Annotated in this window: 23 protein-coding genes and 2 tRNA genes; 17 read left to right on the top strand and 8 right to left on the bottom strand. The window is 36.3% G+C overall.

Annotated features, from left to right (window positions below):
- Positions 1-25 precede the first annotated feature (25 nt).
- From IM793_RS21220 to IM793_RS21230, 3 genes are all read left to right on the top strand, one after another.
- On the top strand, positions 26-2,419 hold the full coding sequence (locus tag IM793_RS21220) for an ABC transporter permease (protein ID WP_193424837.1): 2,394 nt from the start codon (positions 26-28) through the stop codon (positions 2,417-2,419).
- A 99-nt stretch (positions 2,420-2,518) separates the two neighbouring features.
- On the top strand, positions 2,519-4,888 hold the full coding sequence (locus IM793_RS21225; RefSeq protein ID WP_193424840.1) for an ABC transporter permease: 2,370 nt from the start codon (positions 2,519-2,521) through the stop codon (positions 4,886-4,888).
- Between the two features lie 69 nt (positions 4,889-4,957).
- Complete coding sequence (locus tag IM793_RS21230; protein WP_193424841.1) at positions 4,958-5,638, top strand: ABC transporter ATP-binding protein; 681 nt, start codon at positions 4,958-4,960, stop codon at positions 5,636-5,638.
- A gap of 67 nt (positions 5,639-5,705) precedes the next feature.
- Here IM793_RS21230 and IM793_RS21235 read toward each other — a convergent pair whose 3' ends face one another.
- From IM793_RS21235 to IM793_RS21250, 4 genes are all read right to left on the bottom strand, one after another.
- On the bottom strand, positions 5,706-6,704 hold the full coding sequence (locus IM793_RS21235; RefSeq protein ID WP_193424843.1) for an HTTM domain-containing protein: 999 nt from the start codon (positions 6,702-6,704) through the stop codon (positions 5,706-5,708).
- Entirely contained in the window at positions 6,679-7,269 is a 591-nt protein-coding gene (locus IM793_RS21240; RefSeq protein WP_193424845.1) for a hypothetical protein, read from the bottom strand. The genes IM793_RS21235 and IM793_RS21240 overlap by 26 nt, the downstream gene beginning before the upstream one ends.
- A gap of 85 nt (positions 7,270-7,354) precedes the next feature.
- Positions 7,355-7,810, bottom strand: coding sequence for a hypothetical protein (locus tag IM793_RS21245; RefSeq protein WP_193424847.1), 456 nt, complete (start codon positions 7,808-7,810; stop codon positions 7,355-7,357).
- Positions 7,811-8,004: 194 nt separating this feature from the next.
- On the bottom strand, positions 8,005-8,445 hold the full coding sequence (locus tag IM793_RS21250) for a hypothetical protein (protein ID WP_193424849.1): 441 nt from the start codon (positions 8,443-8,445) through the stop codon (positions 8,005-8,007).
- Positions 8,446-8,644: 199 nt separating this feature from the next.
- Between IM793_RS21250 and IM793_RS21255 the strand changes: the two genes are divergently transcribed.
- From IM793_RS21255 to IM793_RS21315, 13 genes are all read left to right on the top strand, one after another.
- A complete protein-coding gene (locus IM793_RS21255) occupies positions 8,645-9,109 on the top strand; it encodes a hypothetical protein (protein WP_193424851.1) in 465 nt (154 codons plus the stop codon).
- Between the two features lie 4 nt (positions 9,110-9,113).
- Complete coding sequence (locus IM793_RS21260) at positions 9,114-9,764, top strand: hypothetical protein (RefSeq protein WP_193424853.1); 651 nt, start codon at positions 9,114-9,116, stop codon at positions 9,762-9,764.
- Entirely contained in the window at positions 9,725-10,489 is a 765-nt protein-coding gene (locus tag IM793_RS21265; RefSeq protein WP_193424855.1) for a sensor histidine kinase, read from the top strand. Before IM793_RS21260 ends, IM793_RS21265 begins: the two co-directional genes overlap by 40 nt.
- Positions 10,486-11,163 carry a response regulator transcription factor gene (locus IM793_RS21270; RefSeq protein ID WP_227256341.1) on the top strand — a complete coding sequence of 226 codons (678 nt, stop codon included), beginning with the start codon at positions 10,486-10,488 and terminating at the stop codon, positions 11,161-11,163. Before IM793_RS21265 ends, IM793_RS21270 begins: the two co-directional genes overlap by 4 nt.
- Before the next feature lie 54 nt (positions 11,164-11,217).
- Entirely contained in the window at positions 11,218-12,015 is a 798-nt protein-coding gene (locus tag IM793_RS21275) for a helical backbone metal receptor (RefSeq protein WP_193424857.1), read from the top strand.
- A gap of 60 nt (positions 12,016-12,075) precedes the next feature.
- Positions 12,076-12,336: a hypothetical protein gene (locus IM793_RS21280; RefSeq protein WP_193424859.1), complete on the top strand. Its 261-nt coding sequence runs from the start codon at positions 12,076-12,078 to the stop codon at positions 12,334-12,336.
- Between the two features lie 182 nt (positions 12,337-12,518).
- Positions 12,519-12,600, top strand: a tRNA-Leu gene (locus IM793_RS21285).
- A gap of 621 nt (positions 12,601-13,221) precedes the next feature.
- Positions 13,222-13,303: transfer RNA gene (locus tag IM793_RS21290), tRNA-Leu, on the top strand.
- Between the two features lie 170 nt (positions 13,304-13,473).
- Positions 13,474-14,829 carry a trigger factor gene (gene tig / locus IM793_RS21295; protein WP_193424861.1) on the top strand — a complete coding sequence of 452 codons (1,356 nt, stop codon included), beginning with the start codon at positions 13,474-13,476 and terminating at the stop codon, positions 14,827-14,829.
- Positions 14,830-14,881: 52 nt separating this feature from the next.
- A complete protein-coding gene (locus IM793_RS21300; protein WP_193424863.1) occupies positions 14,882-15,238 on the top strand; it encodes a four helix bundle protein in 357 nt (118 codons plus the stop codon).
- 155 nt (positions 15,239-15,393) lie between these two features.
- Positions 15,394-16,101 carry an ATP-dependent Clp endopeptidase proteolytic subunit ClpP gene (gene clpP, locus IM793_RS21305; protein ID WP_025142954.1) on the top strand — a complete coding sequence of 236 codons (708 nt, stop codon included), beginning with the start codon at positions 15,394-15,396 and terminating at the stop codon, positions 16,099-16,101.
- On the top strand, positions 16,055-17,323 hold the full coding sequence (gene clpX / locus IM793_RS21310) for an ATP-dependent Clp protease ATP-binding subunit ClpX (protein ID WP_370629841.1): 1,269 nt from the start codon (positions 16,055-16,057) through the stop codon (positions 17,321-17,323). The genes clpP and clpX overlap by 47 nt, the downstream gene beginning before the upstream one ends.
- A gap of 85 nt (positions 17,324-17,408) precedes the next feature.
- A complete protein-coding gene (locus IM793_RS21315; RefSeq protein WP_193424865.1) occupies positions 17,409-18,272 on the top strand; it encodes an AMP nucleosidase in 864 nt (287 codons plus the stop codon).
- Positions 18,273-18,359: 87 nt separating this feature from the next.
- Here the strand turns inward: IM793_RS21315 and IM793_RS21320 are convergent, their stop codons facing one another.
- The 4 genes from IM793_RS21320 to IM793_RS21335 form a co-directional block, all read right to left on the bottom strand.
- Positions 18,360-19,019 (bottom strand): ATP-binding cassette domain-containing protein, encoded by a 660-nt coding sequence (locus IM793_RS21320; protein WP_193424868.1) that lies wholly within the window; start codon positions 19,017-19,019, stop codon positions 18,360-18,362.
- 349 nt (positions 19,020-19,368) lie between these two features.
- The gene (locus IM793_RS21325; protein ID WP_121282760.1) at positions 19,369-19,638 is read right to left on the bottom strand and encodes a Txe/YoeB family addiction module toxin; all 270 of its coding nucleotides are present in this window, start codon (positions 19,636-19,638) and stop codon (positions 19,369-19,371) included.
- The gene (locus IM793_RS21330) at positions 19,629-19,829 is read right to left on the bottom strand and encodes a DUF2683 family protein (protein ID WP_193424870.1); all 201 of its coding nucleotides are present in this window, start codon (positions 19,827-19,829) and stop codon (positions 19,629-19,631) included. The genes IM793_RS21325 and IM793_RS21330 overlap by 10 nt, the downstream gene beginning before the upstream one ends.
- A 102-nt stretch (positions 19,830-19,931) precedes the next feature.
- Positions 19,932-20,792, bottom strand: coding sequence for an RNA polymerase sigma factor RpoD/SigA (locus tag IM793_RS21335; RefSeq protein WP_010601359.1), 861 nt, complete (start codon positions 20,790-20,792; stop codon positions 19,932-19,934).
- A 455-nt stretch (positions 20,793-21,247) separates the two neighbouring features.
- On the opposite strand from IM793_RS21335, the gene IM793_RS21340 reads away from it, so the two are divergent.
- Entirely contained in the window at positions 21,248-21,805 is a 558-nt protein-coding gene (locus IM793_RS21340) for a DUF2975 domain-containing protein (RefSeq protein ID WP_193424871.1), read from the top strand.
- Positions 21,806-21,807 lie beyond the last annotated feature (2 nt).

Raw genomic sequence — 21,807 nt, forward strand, 5'->3', positions numbered from 1 at the left:
ATACTAAATACCTGATACTACGAAAATGTTCAAACTTAACCTCAAAATCGCCTGGCGAAACCTCTGGAAAAACAAAGGTTATACATTTATTAATGTTCTAGGCTTATCAATCGGGATGGCCAGTTGTATTTTGATCTTTATTTTTATCCGTTATCAAATGAGTTTTGATGAAGGATTTAAAAATGAGAACAGGATCTTCAGAGTTGTTACCAACTGGAAATACAATTCATATGATGACTTTTCCGCAGGTGTTCCAATACCTTTTTCTGCCGCCGCCAGAAATGAGATCGCAGGATTTGAAAAAGTTGGAACGATCTTAAAAAGGGGGGGGATTATCAGCGTAAAAGATGCAACTGGTAAAGAGAAACTTAAGTCCCGCGAAGCCGTTTACTATACCCAGCCTGATTTTTTTGATGTTTTTAGTGATATAAAATGGATTTATAGTGCTCCGGAATTGGCATTGTCAAAACCAAATTCAGCTGTTTTATCAGAAAAATACGCGATTAAATTTTTTGGTAGCGTAAAAAGTGCTATCGGCAAAACCATAACTATAGGAGATAAAACCAATTTACTGGTTGCCGGAATAATTGAAGACCAGCCACAAAACAGTAGTTTTCCGCTTGGTGTTATAATTAGCTACGAAACCTATGCCGGCAGATTTAACGAGAACTGGGACTCTGTAAATTCAAGCACTTCGAGTTATGTATTATTAAAAGATGGACTAACAGCGGAAGATGTTCAGGCATCGTTAACCAGGTTTAATCAAAAATATTATCCAATTGAAAAAATAGCAGGTAATCAAACGAATAAGCTTCAGCCATTAAGAGATATACATTTTAGTGAAAAATACGACAACTTCGCAGATTCATCGATTAATAAAAGTGAACTTTATGGACTTGCTGTAATTGGCTTGTTTCTCATCATCACAGCCTGTATAAATTTCATTAATTTAACTACGGCACAATCAGTTAACCGCTCAAAAGAGGTAGGCGTTCGCAAGGTGATGGGCAGTAAAAGAAAACAACTGGTAAGCCAGTTCCTGACGGAAACTTTCGCCGTGAGTCTGGTTGCCTTGCTCATCGCCTGTGTTATCACTGAACTGGCTATTCCGCCGATGCAGAATTTGTTTAAGGGCAGGATCGAATTCAGCCTGTTCGCTCATCCGATAATATTCATTTTTATGGCCATTCTTGTTGCGTTTGTGAGTTTTCTGGCAGGTTTTTATCCGGCAATAATTATTTCGAAGTTTAATCCTGCACTAGCCATCAAAAACAAAATTTCGCTCAATAACGGAGGTTTAAGTCTCCGGAAAATTCTGGTTGTGGTTCAGTTTTCAATAACCGTTATATTGATTATCGGAACTTTAGTAATCATTAGGCAAATGCAATATGTTCAGGAAAAACCCTTAGGATTTAATCCGAACGCTGTAGCGATGGTTGGCATACCGACTGATAGTTTAAGCAAAATCAAATACAACACTTTTAAGGAAAGAATACTTAGAATTCCGGGGGTAAAAGAAATGAGTTTTTGTCAGTCGGCCCCATTATCAAGCAATATTAATTCCAGTGATTTTACCTATAACGGAATAAAAAATGAGGATTTTGAATTGAGAAATATGCGTGCCGATGAAAATTTCTTCAAAGTTTTTGATTTGAAATTGATAGCTGGAAAAATCTTTCGTAAGAGTGATACGGCGAATGCTTGTGTAGTAAATGAAACTTTTTTGAAGAAGATGCACATCCTCAAACCGCAGGATGCGATTGGAAAAGTGATTCGTGCGAGTGGAAACACAGTTCCGATATCTGGTGTGGTGAAAGATTTTAACGACCAGTCTTTAAAAGAACGTATTTCCGGATTAGCAATTTTTCCTGGTAATGATCAATATTGGAATGTTGCGATAAAAATGGATGCTGAAAAATTGGTTTCTTCAATGAAAGAAATTGAAGCGGTTTGGAAAGAAAGTTTTCCCAATGGGATTTTCGATTCGGGTTTTGTAAATGAAAGTATAAATAGCTATTATGAAAGTGAGCAAATCATGGGAACATTATTTAAGGTTTTCGCAGGCGTGATCATCTTCATTTCCTTTATTGGTTTATTTGGATTAATTTCTTTTGTCGCTACACAACGAACCAAAGAAGTTGCCATTAGAAAAGTATTAGGCGCATCAACCATCGAATTGGTAAAAATGCTGAACGGTTCATTCCTGATTATGGTTTTTATCGCAAATCTTGCGGCATGGCCACTTGCATATTTATTCGTTTCAAAATGGCTTTCGGGCTTTGTCTATCGGGTTGATATCAGTGTCTGGCCATTTGCATTGGCAATGGCAATATCAATGGCAATAACACTAATAACAGTAAGCATCCGATCCTATAAAGCGGCTGTCACTAATACAATTAATGCACTGAAATATGAATAAAGCCGAAAGCTAAAAGACTAAAGCGAAAACCAGTCTTGATACTCGATACTGAATACTCGATACTGAATTGACTGATACTAAATACTTGATACTACAAAAATGTTCAAACTCAACTTAAAAATCGCACTGCGTAGTCTATTTAGAAACAAAGTTTATGCAGCCATAAACATTGGTGGTTTGGCTATTGGTTTAACCTCTTGCTTACTACTGTTATTATATGCCGGTTATGAGTGGGGTTATGACCGGCAATTTAAAAACTCACCGGATATTTATCAGGCGATGATTAATTTAAATGACCAGAAAGGAGAGGTGATCAGAACAATAAGCCAATCGCAGAATGTGATGTTGGCTGCACTTAAAGAAGAATTTCCTGAGGTATTATACGGTGCCAGAATTACCGATGTTTATAAAAGATTGGTGGCCAATGGACAAGAAAGTTTAAAATTAGATAGCAGATATGTCGATCCCGATTTTTTAAAATTATTTGATTATCATTTTATCAGTGGAAATCCTACAAAGGCATTAAATGATCCCAATTCTATTGTTTTAACTGAAACAGCAGCAAAACGGATATTCGGTACAACAGATGTGCTTAATCAAAAAGTAAGATTTGAAAATCAGGTTGACTTAAAAGTTACAGGTGTAATAAAAGACCTTCCTACCAATATTACCTATGGTTTCGAATCGTTAACCACATTTACTTTATATGAAAATTTAAACCAGTGGCCCAAAAAACCAAATTGGGGTAGTCATGATTATTACACTTTAATAAAATTAAATGAAAATACAGATATAGAAGCCTTTAATATAAAGTTAAAGGGGTTTGTAGGCAAACACTTTGCTGCTGCCAAAGAATATGTATTTATTTATCCTTTAACAAAATTACACCTATACGGAACATTTTTAAATGGTAAAAGCATTGGGGGCAATATTAAGCAGTTGCAACTGTTTGTTGGTTTATCGATAGGTATCCTCCTTATTGCCTGTATTAATTTTATGAATTTGGCAACCGCCAGCACACAAGGCAGAGCAAAAGAAATTGGCGTCAAAAAAACTATGGGTGCATCCAGATCAAATCTGGTTTTTCAGTTTATGTTGGAATCATTCATTTTAACCTTAATAGGCATTCTGTTAAGCATTATTCTACTCGAATTCAGTTTGCCAATGTTTAACCGGTTATTAGGGATTGAAATTGTGTTTGATTACCTCAATCCAACCAATTGGATATTGATTTTTAGTGTTTTGGTTATAACTGGCTTCATATCAGGAAGCTATCCTTCATTTTACCTTTCTGGTTTTAACGTGATACAATCACTCAAAAAATCCTTAAATTTTAAAAAAGGATATGCCTTAACTTTCAGGCAGGTTTTGGTTGTCATACAATTTGGCTTTTCGGTGGTATTAATTGTGGCAACGATAACCATTTATAAACAAATCCAGTTTATTGAAAACATGCCTTTAGGTTACAGATCAAATGGACTGCTGGAAGTAGCTCACGAAGGATTGTTGTATGAAAAATTCAACCTGTTAAAAACAAGATTACTATCTAGTGGCGCTGTTGTAGGCATAACACAATCATCTGGCAGTATTTCTAACAAAAACAGCAGTGTAAGAGGTTTGGGCTGGGTTGGGATGTCCGAAAGTGATAAAATGATCGATTTTGATCAGATCTACACCACTTATGATTTTACTAAAACGGTAAACATCAGGTTGTTGGCCGGAAGGGATTTTGATCGGAAATTTGCTTCAGATACAGCGGCAATACTTTTGAGCAAAAAAGCGGTTGAAGTAATGCACCTGAAACGTCCGGTTGGTACCAGCATTGTATACCAGGGAACAAAAAGAAATGTGGTAGGGGTTTTTGATGATATTGTTTGGGATAACCCAAGTAAAGTTGCCGCACCTATGGTTATTGCTTATGCAGATATCAGTGATGTAATCACCATGCGCCTAAATCCCGACAAAAGTTTAGGTGAAAGCATCGGTATTATTAATAAGCTGGTAAAAGAATTAAACCCAAATTTTCCTGTCGAAATTAAATTTATTGATGGTTTAAACGAAATTAAACTAAAAAATGAAAAGATTTTGGGCACTTTGGCAAATCTTTTTGGATGTTTGGCCATTTTCATATCTTGTTTAGGTTTGTTCGGTCTTTCATCTTTTAGTACAGCGCAAAGAATAAAAGAAGTAAGTATCCGTAAAATCTTAGGCGCTTCAATTACAGAGTTGATGACTTTACTTTCTTTAAGTTTTTTAAAATTAATATTTATTGCAATTATAATTGCACTACCAGTTGCCTATTATATTATGAATAACTGGTTAATGCATTTCGAACTCAGAACAAGCTTAAATTTGTGGGTGCTTATGGCAACTGCAACACTTACACTGTTAATTTCAATTTTAACAATTACCTGGCAAACCTATCGCGCCGCAAAAACAAATGCAGTTGATGCTTTAAAATACGAATAATACCTGCGGATAGCGTTTGGCGTTCAGCGTGGATTTCCCGCCAACCGCTTTGCGCTCAACCTTAAAAATATGATACAATTAACCAACATCGAAAAATACTACGCAAACAAAGGCGTTAAAAATTATGTACTCCGTTTGGTAACCACAACGATTAAACAGGGAGAATTTGTTTCCATTATGGGGCCATCAGGTGCCGGGAAATCTACACTGCTCAACATCATTGGCATGCTGGAAGAACCAACCTACGGTACTTACGAATTTTTGGGAGAAGATGTAACTTCACTTAACGAACGTAAACGCATTGAACTTTACCGCAATCACATTGGTTTTGTATTTCAGGCTTACCATTTAATTGACGAGATGACGGTGTACGAAAACATTGAAGCCCCTTTATTGTACAAAAAAATTGGTAGTTCTGAACGCGCCAGTAGAATAGCCGATCTTTTAGATCGTTTTAATATTGTGGCCAAAAAGGATCTGTTTCCTAACCAGCTTTCTGGCGGACAACAGCAATTGGTGGGTATTGCCCGGGCATTAGCTGCACAGCCTTCTATTATTCTTGCCGATGAGCCAACGGGCAACTTGCAATCGGCACAGGCTGAGGAAATTATGAGCTTATTTAAGAAGCTCAATGAAGAAGAAGGAATTACCATTATTCAGGTTACCCATTCAGAAAAAAATGCGCAGTATGGAACCCGGATCTTACACATTGCTGATGGTCTTGTGAAAGAAGATGTAGCGGTCAGTTAAATTGGCATCAAATTGGTTTATCATGTAAAATAAGTGTAACAGTTATTTTTCTGATAAACCGTACTCATCAATTTTTGATATGTCTAAATATCCGCAATGCGAATTTAAAGTATGGATAATGTATTTGTTTTATTTTATGGAATATCCTTGCCGCGAATAGCTGTGAGCTGCTCAAAACCGCATCAAGCTCCTTGCTTAAAAATGCAGTAATATTTAAGATGATCATGATCGATGCAAATAAGTAAAGTCCCATAAAAATACCAATACAAAGATGCATGGTAATAATGGCCAGTACCCAATATTTTCTAAAGAACCTGGTGAACGCCATAAAAGGATAAAGGATTTCGTGCACTACTGTAGCCCATCCCATCAACATAAATATTTTTGGGTATTGTGCCATAAATGAAAAGTCAAAATTATTAAATGGCGGACGGGTTAAAGCTTTCCACATGCTTTCGCCGTTCCACCAGTTTATGCCGATGGCTTTATGAAATCCGCCAAAAAAATAAATAAAACACATTTGGATCTGTATAAAACGTAGGCAGAACCTCCTAAACTCCGGAGAGAAGGTTTTACGCTTGAGCAGAAATTCGTCCAAAGAAAAATCAGTAACCGGCATAAAGTTGCAGAAGAACAGGGAAATGGTGGTGAAATAGTCCATTCCGTATAAAAAGAACGTATTGGATTGTATGATACAGAGGTGGATAAATAAAGTGACAAGGGCAGAAAACCTGGTAAAGAGACCAAACAACATCGTGATGATAAAAAGCAGGTGGATCAATAAAATGAAATGAAGCATTTGGGTATCGGAACTGAATAAACCGCCCAAAATATCGTTAAACCAACTCAGCCGCGGAATAAATTTCAACCGGATAAAAGTTTCAGTAACCTCGCGGTTCGAAAAACCCGATAAGCCGAAAAACTGATGCATTTCAGCATAAATGCTCAGTACAAAAATAATGCAATGTATGCTAACAGCTATCCTGAAAAAAGCAAAGACATTGGTTTTTATAGGTTTAAATAAGAAATGATCTAAAATCTTATTTGTTTTCGATATGATATTCATAAGCATACATAAATTGATAAGTAGTATTTTTTGATTGAATGTAATTGCGTAATGAAGGGGTAAGTACCAGCCCGAAAATAGCTTTGGCAGAAACCACATTTTCCAGCCCCTTCATCTGCTCTTGCATCATAAACCTGATCAGCGAATTTCTCAGGAGTTCCACATCAGTTTTGCCAATGGTTTCATAATAATTACAAAGCCTAAGTCCAAGTTCATGGCTGTTTATCTGCGGTATCATGGTTATTTTCTGTTTGTTTTTAAGCGTGTATTCAAAAACGAGTTTGTAACTAGTTGGTACATTTGGAGCAAAAAAACCGTACCCTGTTTCTGTGCCGGTATAGGCGAGGTAGTAATTTAGGTAATCGTTAAATTTGTAATCCGTTTTTCCCAATACCAGATCCAGTTTGTTTTTGATTGGCTGATAGGTAGATTGATTCATTTCAACCAATAAAATGCTTTTGTTGCTCATAATGCAATCAAGCGTGGTATCTATGTTTACAAAAGAAAGGAGCAGGTAATGAATCAGCATTCCAGCGCCCAGAATAATTTTTAAAGGAGTTTTCATAGCGGTTTTTTGATTAAAAGCTGAAAATTGAAGAAGTTTCTGGCTTATCATTATCTAGAATCAAATAAGCCAGAAACTGAATAACTTACTGGTACTTCGAAAGTACGGTGCTGAGTTGGGCAATTAATCTCTGATTTATAGCACCTGCTTGACTGGTTTTTGTAGCCACACTTCCCTGTGTTGCAACAGAACCATTATCACCATGACAAACAGAAATCTGTAAAGTACAATCGGCTGCTACCATACTGGCTTTACCGGCCCTGCCAGAAATTACTGCGGCGGTTAATTTTCCTGATGTTTGAATGTTGGTTAGCTTACCGGTAGAGGCAAGAACCGTTCCGCGTGAACCATAACTTTTTACATTGTATAATGATGAATCATACTGTTTTAAGATGTTGTTCATAGCGCTTTTATCTCTGGAAGAGATTTTTGTACCCGGAGCAATAGAAATTCCATTTTTTTCAATGGTTACCTGAGCTTGTGAAAGCTGTGCAAAAAAGATGAATGCGAATAATGCGATAATTTTTAAAGAAGTTTTCATTTTGATTAAGATTTAGGTGAAAAATTAAATTGTTTATAGATTTTTCTAGAATCTGATACCAAAGTTATGGTGGTAACTGCTCCGGTTTTTAGTGTATTACTACGCATTTAAATGCGTGGAACTACTTTTCTTAACCGTATTTATACCTGTTGATCCTGGTACAGATGCTGCTTATCGTATAGGGTAAATGGCCATTATTGGTACTTGGAGAGTACAGCTCTCAATTGAGAGATTAAGCGTTGCCTGGTTTTTTGCGTAGCAGGCATCGAATTGATCACCTTGATATCTCTGGTAGGGTCGGTAGTATTGTCGAGTATAGCCTGTACGGTCATATCAGCTGCAACCATGTTCGCTTTTCCGTTAACCAGATCGGATGATATTTTATCCGTAATTTGGATTCTGGACAGATTGCCTTTTTTACTGATCATTTTTCCGCCTGCATCGTAGCTTCTGAACTGGTAAAGCGATGCATCGTAATGTTTTAAAATATTGTTTACTGCCTCCTTATCCCGGGCTGATATTTTTGTTCCCGGGGCAATGGAGATTCCATTCTCTTTAATGCTGACCTGTGCTTTCGAAACTTGTGCGCCAACAATAAGGCTGCACCATAAACTGAACTGAATTAATGTTTTCATTTTGATTAAAAATTAATTGGTGAATAAATTTTCTAGAATTGAAATCAAAATTATAATGGCTCCTTTGATATTATTCAGTATGTTATTACGCTAAATATGAGGTGTAATTACCTATAATAAACAGTATTTATACCTATTGCCTCAACTTGCCCTGCCTGTTAACTTAGCATGTAAATCTGAACCTTAAATCAAATAAAAAATGGAAAGAAAGCGTTATGCAAAAGAATTTGTGGCCGAAGACCTCCGGAGCCGCACACATTTTATCCCGCTCGAAACGGCAAACCGGTACATCGAGAATTTCCATAAAAACCGCACCGCACTTATTCCTAAAGATTTGCAGGAAGAAGACAGGAGAGTAGCCATTTTGCCATTTTCAGAAACCTTTAACATCAAAAGCGTTTCAAAATTGTTAAGTAGGAGAGGCTGCGAAGGGCTTAGGGTACATTTTGGACTCAACGATCATTCGCAGGTTGTACTGGTGTTAAGAGCCGTTGATGGCTTTGGAAACGATATTGTAGGCCCGGTTTCCGGACCTGGTAAAAAGGAACCAAAATTAATGGCCTTATCTGCCAATACCAATCACGGCAATGAAGATAATTTGGATACCTATAGTTTAGACGATTCTCAGCGTGTACCACCCTGGCCAGTTGTATCCATATCATAGTTAGATGCAGCAAGTCCAGAATTTTATATTATCCCAGTCTATTCTACTGGCCTGTGTAATAGGTCTGTTCAGGTGGAACAATATTGGCACCACCTTTAGGCCTTTCCTGTTCTATTGTTTTTTAGATTGCCTTACTGAAATTACCGTATTTGTTTTGATTGTGAAGCGCATTAATCCTTGCTTTATAATCAATATTTACCTGCTTTTATCTTCCTTATTGCTGCTATGGCAATTTGGTAACTGGTTTATCTTTAGCAAAAAATCAAAGATATTGCTGGGCTTAGCCATCATCTTTATGATTGTTTGGGGAGTAGATTATTTTATCCTCCACCAGCTATCGGATAATAGTGGCTTTTTCCGGATCGTGTACTCGTTTATACTGGTAATGCTATCTATCACCTGCTTAAATAAGTTGATCACCCTGGTTGATGGGAATATTTTAAAAGATTCGAGATTTTTGATCTGCATAGCCCTGATTGTATTTTTTACCTTTAATATTTTTATCGAAATCATTTATTTTAATTCGAGTTCTAGTATTATCTTTAAAGAAAATGTGTTTGATATTAAGCGGGTTATCAATGTTTTTGCCAATCTGGTTTTTGCCTTAGCCGTGTTATGGATACCGAAGAAAAAGAATTTTATAATGCCGTATTAATTGCTGCTTCAATTATTGGGTTCATTATGCTTTATTTTATTGTATCCATGATTATGCAGCACCGAAAAAGCAGGCGGTTATCAAAAGACAGGATATTGGCAGAAATCAAAACACTGGAAAACGAAAGGCGGAGGATTGCATCTGATCTGCACGACGAAATAGGGCCATTGCTTTCGACCGTAAAATTCCAGATCGCCCATCTGGATGCATATACTGATGAAATGCAACACTTGATCCGCTCATCAGGAAAGCATATTGATACCATTATTCAGCGGATGCGCGAAATTTCGACCAATTTAATGCCCTATATGCTGGAAAGAAAGGGGCTGGTATGGGCCATTCAGGATTTTATTAACCGTGTGCAACAGAACGGAACACTTAAGATTGTATTTAAACATCATCTAAATAAACGTTTAACAGCCGATATAGAACTTAACGTGTACCGCATTGTACAGGAAATTTTGCATAATACCATCAAACATGCAAAAGCAAATCTACTGATGATTGTTTTGGAAGAAAATGATGAGGTACTGCGTTTGCAGACAACCGACGATGGTATCGGTTTCGATTTTCAGGAAATTATAAAGCAGAATTCCGGACTTGGTCTGCTTAACCTGCAAAGTCGTATAGAGGTAATGAAAGGCACGGTAAGGATACCTTCACCAAATAATGGGAAAGGAGTAACTTACACTTTTGAAATTCCGGTTAAAGCTGATAAAAAATGATGAATGAAGAAAAAATCAGAATTATTATTGCCGATGATCATGTGGTTTTTAGAGAAGGACTGGCCATGGTGCTGAGCAATAAAGATAACATAGAACTGGTAGGCGCTGCCGGTAACGGTGAGCAATTGGTAAAACTGGCTATAAATTTGAAACCCCATGTCGTAATAACCGATATTAAAATGCCGGTTATGGATGGGATTGAGGCCGCAAAACAAATGGTTAAACTTAATCCGGATCTGGGTATTATTGCACTATCCATGTTCGATGAAGAAGATCTGATTGTAGAAATGTTAGAAGCAGGGGCAAGAGGATACCTGCTTAAAAATGCCGATAAAAATGATATTTACGATGCCATTACTGCAGTAGCAATAGGCAATAATTTTTATTGCAAAACTACCTCTGCAAAATTGGCCACCGTGATTGCCAAAAGCAGGGCAAAAAAGGATGGCAGGCCTAGTGATGCTAATTTTTCTGAACGTGAAATTGAAATCATTAAGCTTATCTGTAAGGAGTTTACTAATAAAAAAATTGCCGACCAGCTTTATCTTAGTGTCAGGACAGTTGAAGGATACCGCGCCAAATTATTGGAAAAAATGCAGGTTAAAAATTCAATTGGGCTGGCCATTCATGCTTTTCAGCTGGGGATAATCAGTGGCATAGAAGAAAATGGATGAAAAAACATTTGACAGGATGTTTTCATTAAATTTGTATTTCACAAATAGAAATAAATGCAAAAAAACTTTACCGATCAGCTCGGAAGAGAAATTACAATTAATTTTCCACCCAAACGGATTATTTCTGTTGTTCCTTCCCAAACAGAGCTGCTGTTTGATCTGGGGCTGGATCAGGAAATCATCGGATTAACCAAATTTTGTATCCATCCGATAGAAAAATTTGCAGAACGTACCAAGGTGGGCGGTACAAAAAAGCTGAATATCCATTTGATTAAAGATTTGCAACCCGATCTCATTATCGGTAATAAGGAAGAAAATACGCAAAGCGATATTGAAGAATTAGCCGAATATTTTCCTGTATGGATGAGTGATATATTTACTTTGGATGATGCCATGAAAACCATTGCACAGATAGGGGAGCTGGTAGACCGGCAGCCGGAAGCGAGTTACCTCAATCATTTAATATCAGCAGGTTTTAACGATTTAAAAACACTTGCCCTCCAAAATCATATTGATAAAAAGGTAGCCTATCTCATCTGGCGTAAGCCGTATATGGCCGCAGGAAAAAATACATTTATTGATGATGTTCTGCTGATTAACGGTATGACGAATGTGATTAAAGAAGAACGTTATCCATCGGTTACACTAGCAGAACTGAAAACTTTAAACTGTGAACTTATTTTACTTTCATCAGAGCCTTATCCTTTTGGTGAAAAACACATCGAAGAGATTCAAGCGGCCATACCAGATGCCAAAATTATGCTGGTTGATGGAGAAATGTTCAGTTGGTATGGAAGCAGATTGGTTAAAGCTGTTCAATATTTTTTCGAATTCCAAAAACAACTTTATTAATCATCCCGTTTTAATTTTTGTAAATTGTAGCATAAAATAAAATTACCCGTTTACACCACCATGAAAAAAATCTTAATATTATCTCTGTTTGTTGCTGTAATTTCTGGCTGTAGCCCTTTGAAAGATGCAAACCATACCAGTTCTGTTACCGCAAGCGGAACTATCCAAAAACTAGGAATGACAACCTTTCAATATGGCACACACCTGTTAAAAGCAGACAATAAAACTTACGTTATAAAAAGTGGTTCCATAAATCTTGATAACTATTTAGATAAAAAGGTTACGATTAAAGGAAAAAAAGGTTGCTGGTTATCCTGTTGACGGTGGCCCGGAACTGATCGATGTAACGCTGGTGAAATTTTAGGTAAGATGGAAGTGCAAGAAGGATAGCGGGTTGAGTTTACTACGTCTCACAGACCATCTCTGATCAAACTTTTATAAGTTATAAAAATTTGATTTTTCAATTTAGTTTCTATCTTTGCAATCCTTAAAACATCCTAACTGCGGAAGTGGCGTAATTGGTAGCCGCACCAGACTTAGGATCTGGCGCTTCACGGCGTGGGGGTTCGAGTCCCTTCTTCCGCACAAAAGATAAACCGTTCCGATTTAAAAATCAGAGCGGTTTTTTTATGGCACAGCCCATCAATTTTTGTAATCAGTATTGCCTTAGCTATTTTTAACCACAGATGCACACAGATAAACACGGATTTTATATCTGTGTGCATCTTTTTTATCACTAGTCAGTGATGTTTACGCCTGCCTTTATATGCTGGAGGCTAAATAATACTTCCTTTTCGTTCCAGAGGAACGACTCCTTGGTAGCCAAGTGCAAATTTGGCATTTTCGTTCCGTAGGAACGTTTGGTGTTTAAACATCAATCTCTCTGCCGGCTCTGCCATCTAAACCCGCTGTACAGCGGGACTGTGTCATCCTAAACGCTATTGAATCTGCTTTCCAAAAAGAATAAAGGCTTAAATGAACCAATATTTTATTTCAGCAATAGGCCTGCTTTAATTTAAAAATTATTTATGGTTTTTGTCTGCATACATCATCACAAAAGCAACCAGCAAATCTTTTGAGTAATTTTTTCTCCTTAAAAATTAAAGAGTTAGCGGTTTTTGACCAAAATAATCAATAAAATATTGCAGATGCCTTTTGATTATTCAATCTTGTTTCTATCTTTGCAGTCCTTACAACATCCTAACTGCGGAAGTGGCGTAATTGGTAGCCGCACCAGACTTAGGATCTGGCGCTTCACGGCGTGGGGGTTCGAGTCCCTTCTTCCGCACAACAAGATAAAGGCCGTTCCGATTTAAAAATCGGAACGGTTTTGTTTTTAAAAACATTGATTAATAAAAATTGATGTGCTTTGCCGGTTGTGGCGATATATGGTTTCTTCTTAAATCTCATATCTCATATCTCCCGTCTAACTGTACATCTTACTATATCTCAGAAAAAATGAATATTACACAGGAAAAAACCGGCAACTTAAATGCTGTTGTAAAAATCAAGATTGCACCTGCTGATTACACTGGAAAAGTAGAGAAAGCCATTAAAGATCAAGCTAAAAAAGCACAATTACCTGGTTTCCGTAAAGGAATGGTTCCTGCTGCCCACATTAAAAAAATGTATGGCAAAAGTATCCTGGTAGAAGAGGTTAATAACTTGTTAAACGATACCTTATCTAACTATATCGCTGAGCAAAAGTTAGAAATTTTAGGTCAACCCCTTCCTAAAATGGACGATGAGCGTGAATTTAAATGGGACAATACAGATGATTTCGAATTCGATTATGAGTTAGGTTTAGCGCCTGCTTTTGATGTAAACCTTTCGTCTAAAGATAAATTTACAGAATACGTAATTAAAGCTGATCAGGAAACTTTAGAAAGCCGTGTCAAAAATATCCGCCGTAGTTATGGTAAAATGACTAATCCGGAGGTTTCGGCTGATGATGATGTACTTTACGCCGAATTAACTCAGGTAGCTGAAGATGGTGCCGTTATTGAAGGTGGTATTACCAGTACTGCAAGTGTTCGTTTAGATCAAATTAAAGATAAAAAGATTCTTAAATCGCTAATTGGTTTAAAGAAAGATGACGAAGTAACCATCGACATCCAAAAAGCATTTGAAGATGCTGCTGTAATTGCAAAAGCTTTAAATATTTCAGAAGAAGAGGCTACTGCTTTAAAAGCAAACTTCAAACTTCACGTTAAAAACGTTAACCGTTTGGAAGAGTCTGACTTAAACCAGGAGTTTTTTGATAAATTATTTGGTGAAGGTACTGTAACTGACGAAGCTGGTTTCAGGGCTAAAATTACCGAAGAAGTAGAAGGTATGTTTAAACAAGATGCTGAACGTAAATTATCAAACGATATTTATGAAGCACTTTTAACTAAACACACTTTTGAATTGCCTGATGAATTTTTACGTCGCTGGTTAAAAGCTACAAACGAAAAATTAACCGACGAAGAATTAACTGAAGGTTATGATGATTTCGCTAAAAACCTTAAATGGACTTTAATCGAAAACAAAATCATTAAAGATAATAGTATTGAAATCAAATATGAGGATGTAGTTCAGGCGGCTAAAGCTAAATTAGATGCACAGTTCAGAATGTACAGCCCAAGCCCACTTCCTGAAGATCAACTGGCTCAATATGCTGTTCAGTTTTTACAGGAAAAAGAAAATGCAAACCGTGTTTTCGAAGAGGTAAAAGCATTAAAAACTTTCGAACAAATCAAATCTGTTGTTACTTTAGAGCAAAAAGATATTGATTACGATAAGTTTTTAGCGCTAGTGGAGAAAAAAGCATAGGTCATAGCGCCAAGAGCTTTTAATATCATAATATAAAATCTTATTTTGCTATATGGCAAAATTTAGATTTCAAGACTTGCTAATTTGGCAGAGAGCCATCATAGTAGGCAACAAATTAATTGATATTTCTGAAAAATTAGAAGAAATAAAAAAGTTTAGATTCGCAGAGCAGCTTCGAGGAGCTGCTCTTAGCGTATCCAATAATATCGCAGAAGGGTCTGGTTCCAATTCTGTTGCCGATTTCAAACGTTTTTTAAACTATGCATATCGGTCCATTTTCGAAAATGCGAATATTCTTTTGGTGTTAAATTTAAGATTACTAGTTTCTGACAAGGATCTGGCAGATTTATTGGAAGATTTAGATATTTTAGCGAGGATGATTTCCAGCTTTTCTAAAAGTTTGAAGTAACGGAGTGCTATATTGTCATAGATTTCGATGTGGTATACTCTTTGTCTAAACCAACATAATTAAAATATTATTTATATTTTGGTTTTTTATTATTCACGAAACGATGGGGAACAGGAACTCAAAACTCTATGCCCTCTGCTAAAAACTCATAACTCATGAACATAGATTCACAAGAATTCAGGAAATTTGCCGTTAAACATCAGGGAATTGGTGGTTTACACGTAGATAAATTTATTGCTCAGGCTAATTTGGATCCTAAGAGCATGACACCATATATTATTGAAGAACGCCAGCTTAACGTAGCACAGATGGATGTTTTCTCAAGATTAATGATGGACCGCATTATCTTTTTAGGTGATGCCATTTACGATCAGAATGCCAATATTATCCAGGCGCAGTTGTTGTTTTTGCAATCTGCAGATGCTGATAGAGACATTCAGATTTATATTAACTCACCAGGTGGTTCAGTTTACGCAGGTTTAGGTATTTATGATACCATGCAGTATATCCAGCCTGATGTAGCAACCATCTGTACCGGTATGGCAGCATCAATGGGAGCTGTTTTATTGGTGGCAGGTGCAAAAGGTAAACGTGCTGCATTGCCTCACTCAAGAGTAATGATCCACCAGCCATCAGGAGGTGCACAAGGTGTGGCATCTGATATGGAGATCAACTTAAGAGAAATGTTGAAATTAAAAAAAGAATTATACGATATTATTTCAGAACACTCTGGTCAAACTTATGATTGGGTAGAGAAAGCTTCAGATCGCGACTACTGGATGACTGCCGATGAGGCAAAAGGTTTTGGTATGGTTGATGAAGTATTATCGAGAAACGCAAAGAAAGATGGCGAAACAAAATAAAGAATCCCGTTGCTCGTTCTGCCATTCTGGCAAGCATGAAACTTTAATGCTGATTGAAGGCATGGACGCATTTATCTGCGATAAATGTGTTACCCAGGCCAATCAGTTGCTTGCTCAGGAATTAGGAACCAAAGGAACTAAAAATATTCAGGAGGCGATAAACTTATTAAAGCCACTTGAAATTAAACAACACCTGGATCAATATGTAATTGGTCAGGATGATGCTAAAAAGGTGCTTTCTGTTGCTGTTTACAATCACTACAAACGTTTAAATCAAAAAATTGATAAAGACGAGATTGAGATTGAAAAATCGAATATCATGTTGGTGGGTGAAACCGGAACAGGTAAAACGCTTTTGGCTAAAACCATTGCGAAAATTTTGCATGTGCCTTTCTGTATTTGCGATGCAACTGTTTTAACAGAAGCTGGTTATGTAGGTGAAGATGTTGAAAGTATTTTAACGCGTTTGCTTCAGGCTGCAGATTATGATGTAACGGCTGCGGAACGCGGTATCGTTTACATTGATGAGGTAGATAAAGTGGCGCGTAAAAGCGATAATCCATCCATTACTCGTGATGTGTCAGGCGAAGGTGTTCAGCAGGCCTTATTGAAGATTTTAGAAGGTACAGTAGTTAACGTTCCACCTCAGGGCGGACGTAAACACCCAGATCAGAAAATGATCCCGGTAAACACGAATAACATCTTATTTATCTGTGGTGGGGCATTTGATGGTATCGAACGTAAAATTGCCAATCGTTTACGCACACAGGCTGTAGGTTATAAAGTAAAGAAAGATGAGACAGTTTTAGATCTTAAAAATCTTTATAAGTATATTACACCTCAGGATTTAAAATCTTTTGGATTAATTCCAGAATTAATTGGTCGTATACCGGTTCTTTCTCACTTAAATCCATTGGATAAAGAATCTTTAAGAAACATTTTAACCGCACCTAAAAATTCATTAATCAAGCAGTATGTGAAGCTTTTTGCTTATGAAGACGTGAAGCTTACTTTTGATGAAGATGTTTTAAATTTTATTGTAGATAAAGCAATGGAATATAAACTGGGAGCACGTGGTTTAAGATCAATCTGCGAAGCGATTATGTTGGATGCGATGTTTGATACACCAACGCAGACGGATGTCAAGGAGTTGCACATCAATCTCGATTACGCGATAGAGAAATTTGAAAAGGCCGATTTTAAAAAGCTTCAGGCCGCTTAAAAAATCAATCCTTCCCGTAATTCGGGAGGGATTTTTTGTAATATAGTATTGTTAACGCTATGCGCCATGCTCTAAACCAAAAAATATGAACGAAGAAAAAGACGTAAAAAAAAACGAGGAAATTGTAGAAAAATCTAAAAAAGTAAAAGAAGTAGAAAGTCCTGTTAAATCTGGATTAAAATCCAAAGATGAAATTGTTAAAAACTGGTTGCCACGTTATACTGGCAGGACCTTAGATCAATTTGGCGATTATATCCTGTTGACTAATTTCAGTAAATATGTAAGTATGTTTTCTGAATGGAACGATAATGCACCGATTATGGGTTTAGATAAGCCTATGCAAAGCGTTACCGCAAATGGCATTACGATTATTAACTTTGGTATGGGAAGTCCGCTGGCTGCAACCATGATGGACTTATTAACGGCCATTAAACCTAAAGCAGTTTTGTTTTTGGGTAAATGTGGCGGTTTGAAAAAGAAAAACCAATTGGGCGATTTAATCCTGCCGATTGCGGCCATTAGGGGAGAAGGTACTTCGAACGATTACCTGCCGGCAGAAGTGCCTGCTTTACCAGCATTCGCTTTGCAGAAAGCGATTTCTACTACTATACGTGATCATGGTAGAGATTATTGGACAGGAACCTGTTACACTACAAACCGCAGGGTTTGGGAGCACGACAAAGAGTTTAAGAAATACTTGAAAACTTTAAGGGCGATGGCTGTAGATATGGAAACGGCAACGATTTTTACCACGGCCTTTGCGAATAAAATACCGGCTGGTGCCTTGCTTTTGGTTTCCGATCAACCTATGATTCCTGAGGGAGTTAAAACGGCAGAAAGTGATAGCACTGTGACAGAAAAATATGTAGAAACGCATTTGCGCATTGGTATCGATTCATTAAAACAGTTAATCAATAATGGATTAACAGTTAAACACTTGTTGTTTTAGCGTGTAATTAAGCTGACCACAAAGACTCAAAGCTCGCCAAGACATTTTCTTAGTGTGTTTAGTGTCTTGGTGGTAATTGGCCTATATTTAAGCTTTAAAACCTGGCAAGTAGCCATGCGTCACCAGGTCATCCTCATTATCGATGTTGTAATTACATTTGTTGTGCAACAGTACAATTCTATCGGAAATATCCAAAATGGACTTGTAGTAATGATCGGTAATAATAAAGCCCTTATATGCTTTTGTGCTATTGATGTGTTTCTTTAATTCTTCAATCCATATCGGAGATAATTGTGAAAATGGTTCATCAAGAAGTATATATTCGGCATCGCTATAAATCATTAGTAAACATTCCATAAACCTGCGTTCTCCACCAGATAGGTCATAGAATTTAGCATTTGAATAATTTTTTGCAAATTCAAATTGCTGTAATTCAGCCTGCTGCTTTTTGCAAAAGGTATTAATGGCCTGCAAAACAGAAATCTTGCCTGGGATAAAATTATCTTGAGGCAGATAGGACAGGTTTTTAGATAGGTAACCTTTTTCGTATACTTTGTTGTTTATATTAAGGTACTTAAAATTCGCTTTAACACTTCTAAAAATGATTTTTAATAAGGTTGATTTACCTGATCCATTCCTGCCCAATAAACCGACTACTTCGCCAATTTTACAGTTTAAGTAAACACTGCTTAATACTTCGCGGTCTGCAAAAGATTGGTTAACACTGTCGATAGAAAGTCCCTGCATGTTGATGATACAATTAAAATTCCGATAAAAACTATTAAATCATATAAAACCAGGTTTGTCATGATTTTTCTAAATCCTATGCCCTGATTTTTGAAATAATATGCAGTAGATTGATAAAACATAAAGTAGATGGCTATTGAAAATAACCAGCCAATAAATTTGATGAATAGGGCAAAGCTGTAAATTCCAGGCTCCTTAAAGCCATTTAAAATGAAAAATACCGATGTGAGTAAGCTAACCAATACATTCCATAAAAAAATGGGCTTGTATACAGTTAAGGATTTTTTGAGTAAACCAATCGACATGATTTAAAGATATAAAATCATAACGATAAATTTAGTTTTGCGTTTTAGTAATGGCCTCTTAACGATTGTATTTCTAAAATAATAATTTCGTTTTCAGATAAAATTTCATAGACTAATCTATGTTCTCTATTTATTCTTCTAGACCAAGAGCCTGCAAGATTATGCTTTAATGGCTCTGGTTTACCAATGCCAGCGAAGGGATTTAATTCAATTGCTTCTATCAAAGCTGATATTTTCTTTTGGATTAATTTATTTCCAGATTTTCGCCAATATTCTAGATCTTCAATTGCCTGTGGAGTATAAATTATTTCCACAGATCTGATGTTTTGATTTTAACTCCTTTTCCATCCTTAATGTCTTTTCTACCTTGCAATATCTTTTCTACAAATTCCGGATCATAAGGTGAATCTTCAGCTTTTCTAAAACTTACTTTCAATAGCTTTAATACTGCTTCAACAGCTGTTAGTTGCTCTGTATTTTTTGTTTCTACAATTAGTGTTGCCATATACAAATTTAACTATTATTTTTTAACCTGAGTTAAAAGTTGCTGTTAAACAAAAAAAGACCAGCGTTAGCTGATCTTTTAATACTGTATAAATCTAATCTCTTATCCTAAATAAGATTTTAAGATTTTGCTTCTTGAAGTATGACGTAAGCGTTGTAATGCTTTATCTTTAATCTGACGAACGCGCTCGCGTGTTAAATTAAATTTCTCACCAATCTCCTCTAAAGAAAGTGGATGATTAGAACCTAAGCCGAAGAATAAAACGATGATTTCTCTTTCTCTCTCTGTTAAGGTAGATAAAGAACGTTTAATCTCTTCTGATAAAGATTCGTTGATCAATGAACTATCCGTATTTGGCTCATGGTTTTCCAATACATCCAATAATGTATTTTCTTCACCTTGTACAAAAGGAGCATCCATAGATACATGACGACCAGAGTTACTTAAAGTATCTGAGATTTTATCTACAGTTGTCTCTAAAATATCTGCTAATTCTTCCGGAGAAGGCTCACGTTCGTATTCCTGCTCCAGCTTAGAAAACGCTTTGCTGATTTTACTTAACGAACCTACCTGGTTTAAAGGTAAACGAACAATGCGGCTTTGCTCAGCAATTGCCTGCAAAATAGATTGACGGATCCACCAAACTGCATAAGAAATGAACTTGAAACCCTTGGTTTCATCAAAACGTTTTGCCGCTTTAATTAAACCTAAGTTACCCTCATTAATCAAGTCTCCTAAAGTTAAACCTTGATTTTGATATTGTTTTGCAACAGACACAACGAAACGTAAGTTGGTTTTAGTTAAGCGCTCTAATGCGGCCTGATCGCCCTCACGAATCTTCCTTGCTAAAATTACTTCCTCTTCTGCTGTTATTAAATCTACTTTACCAATTTCGTGTAGGTATTTATCTAACGACTGACTTTCACGGTTGGTTATGGATTGCGTTATCTTGAGTTGTCTCATTTATACGTTTTGTGTGCTCTTTAATTATTGAAGTGTGCAAAGTTACGAAATTGTACGGCAATCCGAAAGGATAAAATGCTGAAAATGTTACCGTTTGCACATGTTTTTTACACTTTTACTTACAACAAAAATCATTCCAATAAAGTTTTTGACATGTTTTGATCAATATATGGTATTATAGCTGTATTTCGATCATTATTTATTTTAATTCAATAAATATATTTTGAATTATAATAATTTATTACTTATGTTTGTACTATAAATGATTGAATAAATATGACGTTTCTTAATTTTTCAACTATTTAAAGCAAATAACAAAAGCCAATATTATTTGGTGTTTTTGATCATGTAATTTTTGTCAGGTTGTATGTATAAAAATCAAAACAAGAAATCGGCTTAAATATTTAAACAGTAAATTAAAATCTCAGGCATTACATTTTAAACTGGTATGTATTATGGAAATTAAAATAACAACCAATCAGATTTTGAAAGTATTACAGATACTTTCCTGGATAATTTTTATAGGCTTGTGTGTCGAAGCAGGCGGGGTACTTGTTAATACAATTATTACAACGTTTATAAACCCAGAGGGTGTGCGGAATTTTTGGGATGGAGCAGATTATCTGTCAGGTGTATACAAATTTGATCAAGGGTATTTTCTGGTCATTACACTCGTTATGATTATTGTTGCTGTGCTAAAAGCAATCATGTTCTATCTAATTGTGAAATTGTTTGCCGATAAAAAACTCAGTATTTCTCAACCATTCAGTATAGAATTGAGGCATTTTATTCTGATACAGGTTTTTTTAGCTCTTGGGATAGGTTTATTTGCTCATTTGGGCTATAAATTTACCGTTTGGTTCACAGGAAAAGGGGGGATGGCCGCTAATCTCCAATCGTTAAATATGGATGGGGCTGATGTGTGGTTCTTTATGGCTGTTGTGCTTTTTATAATCGTACAGGTTGTAAACAGAGGAATAGAAATTCAACAAGAAAACGATTTAACGATATAACT

The organism is Pedobacter sp. MR2016-19 (assembly GCF_014947265.1).
Lineage (GTDB): Bacteria > Bacteroidota > Bacteroidia > Sphingobacteriales > Sphingobacteriaceae > Pedobacter.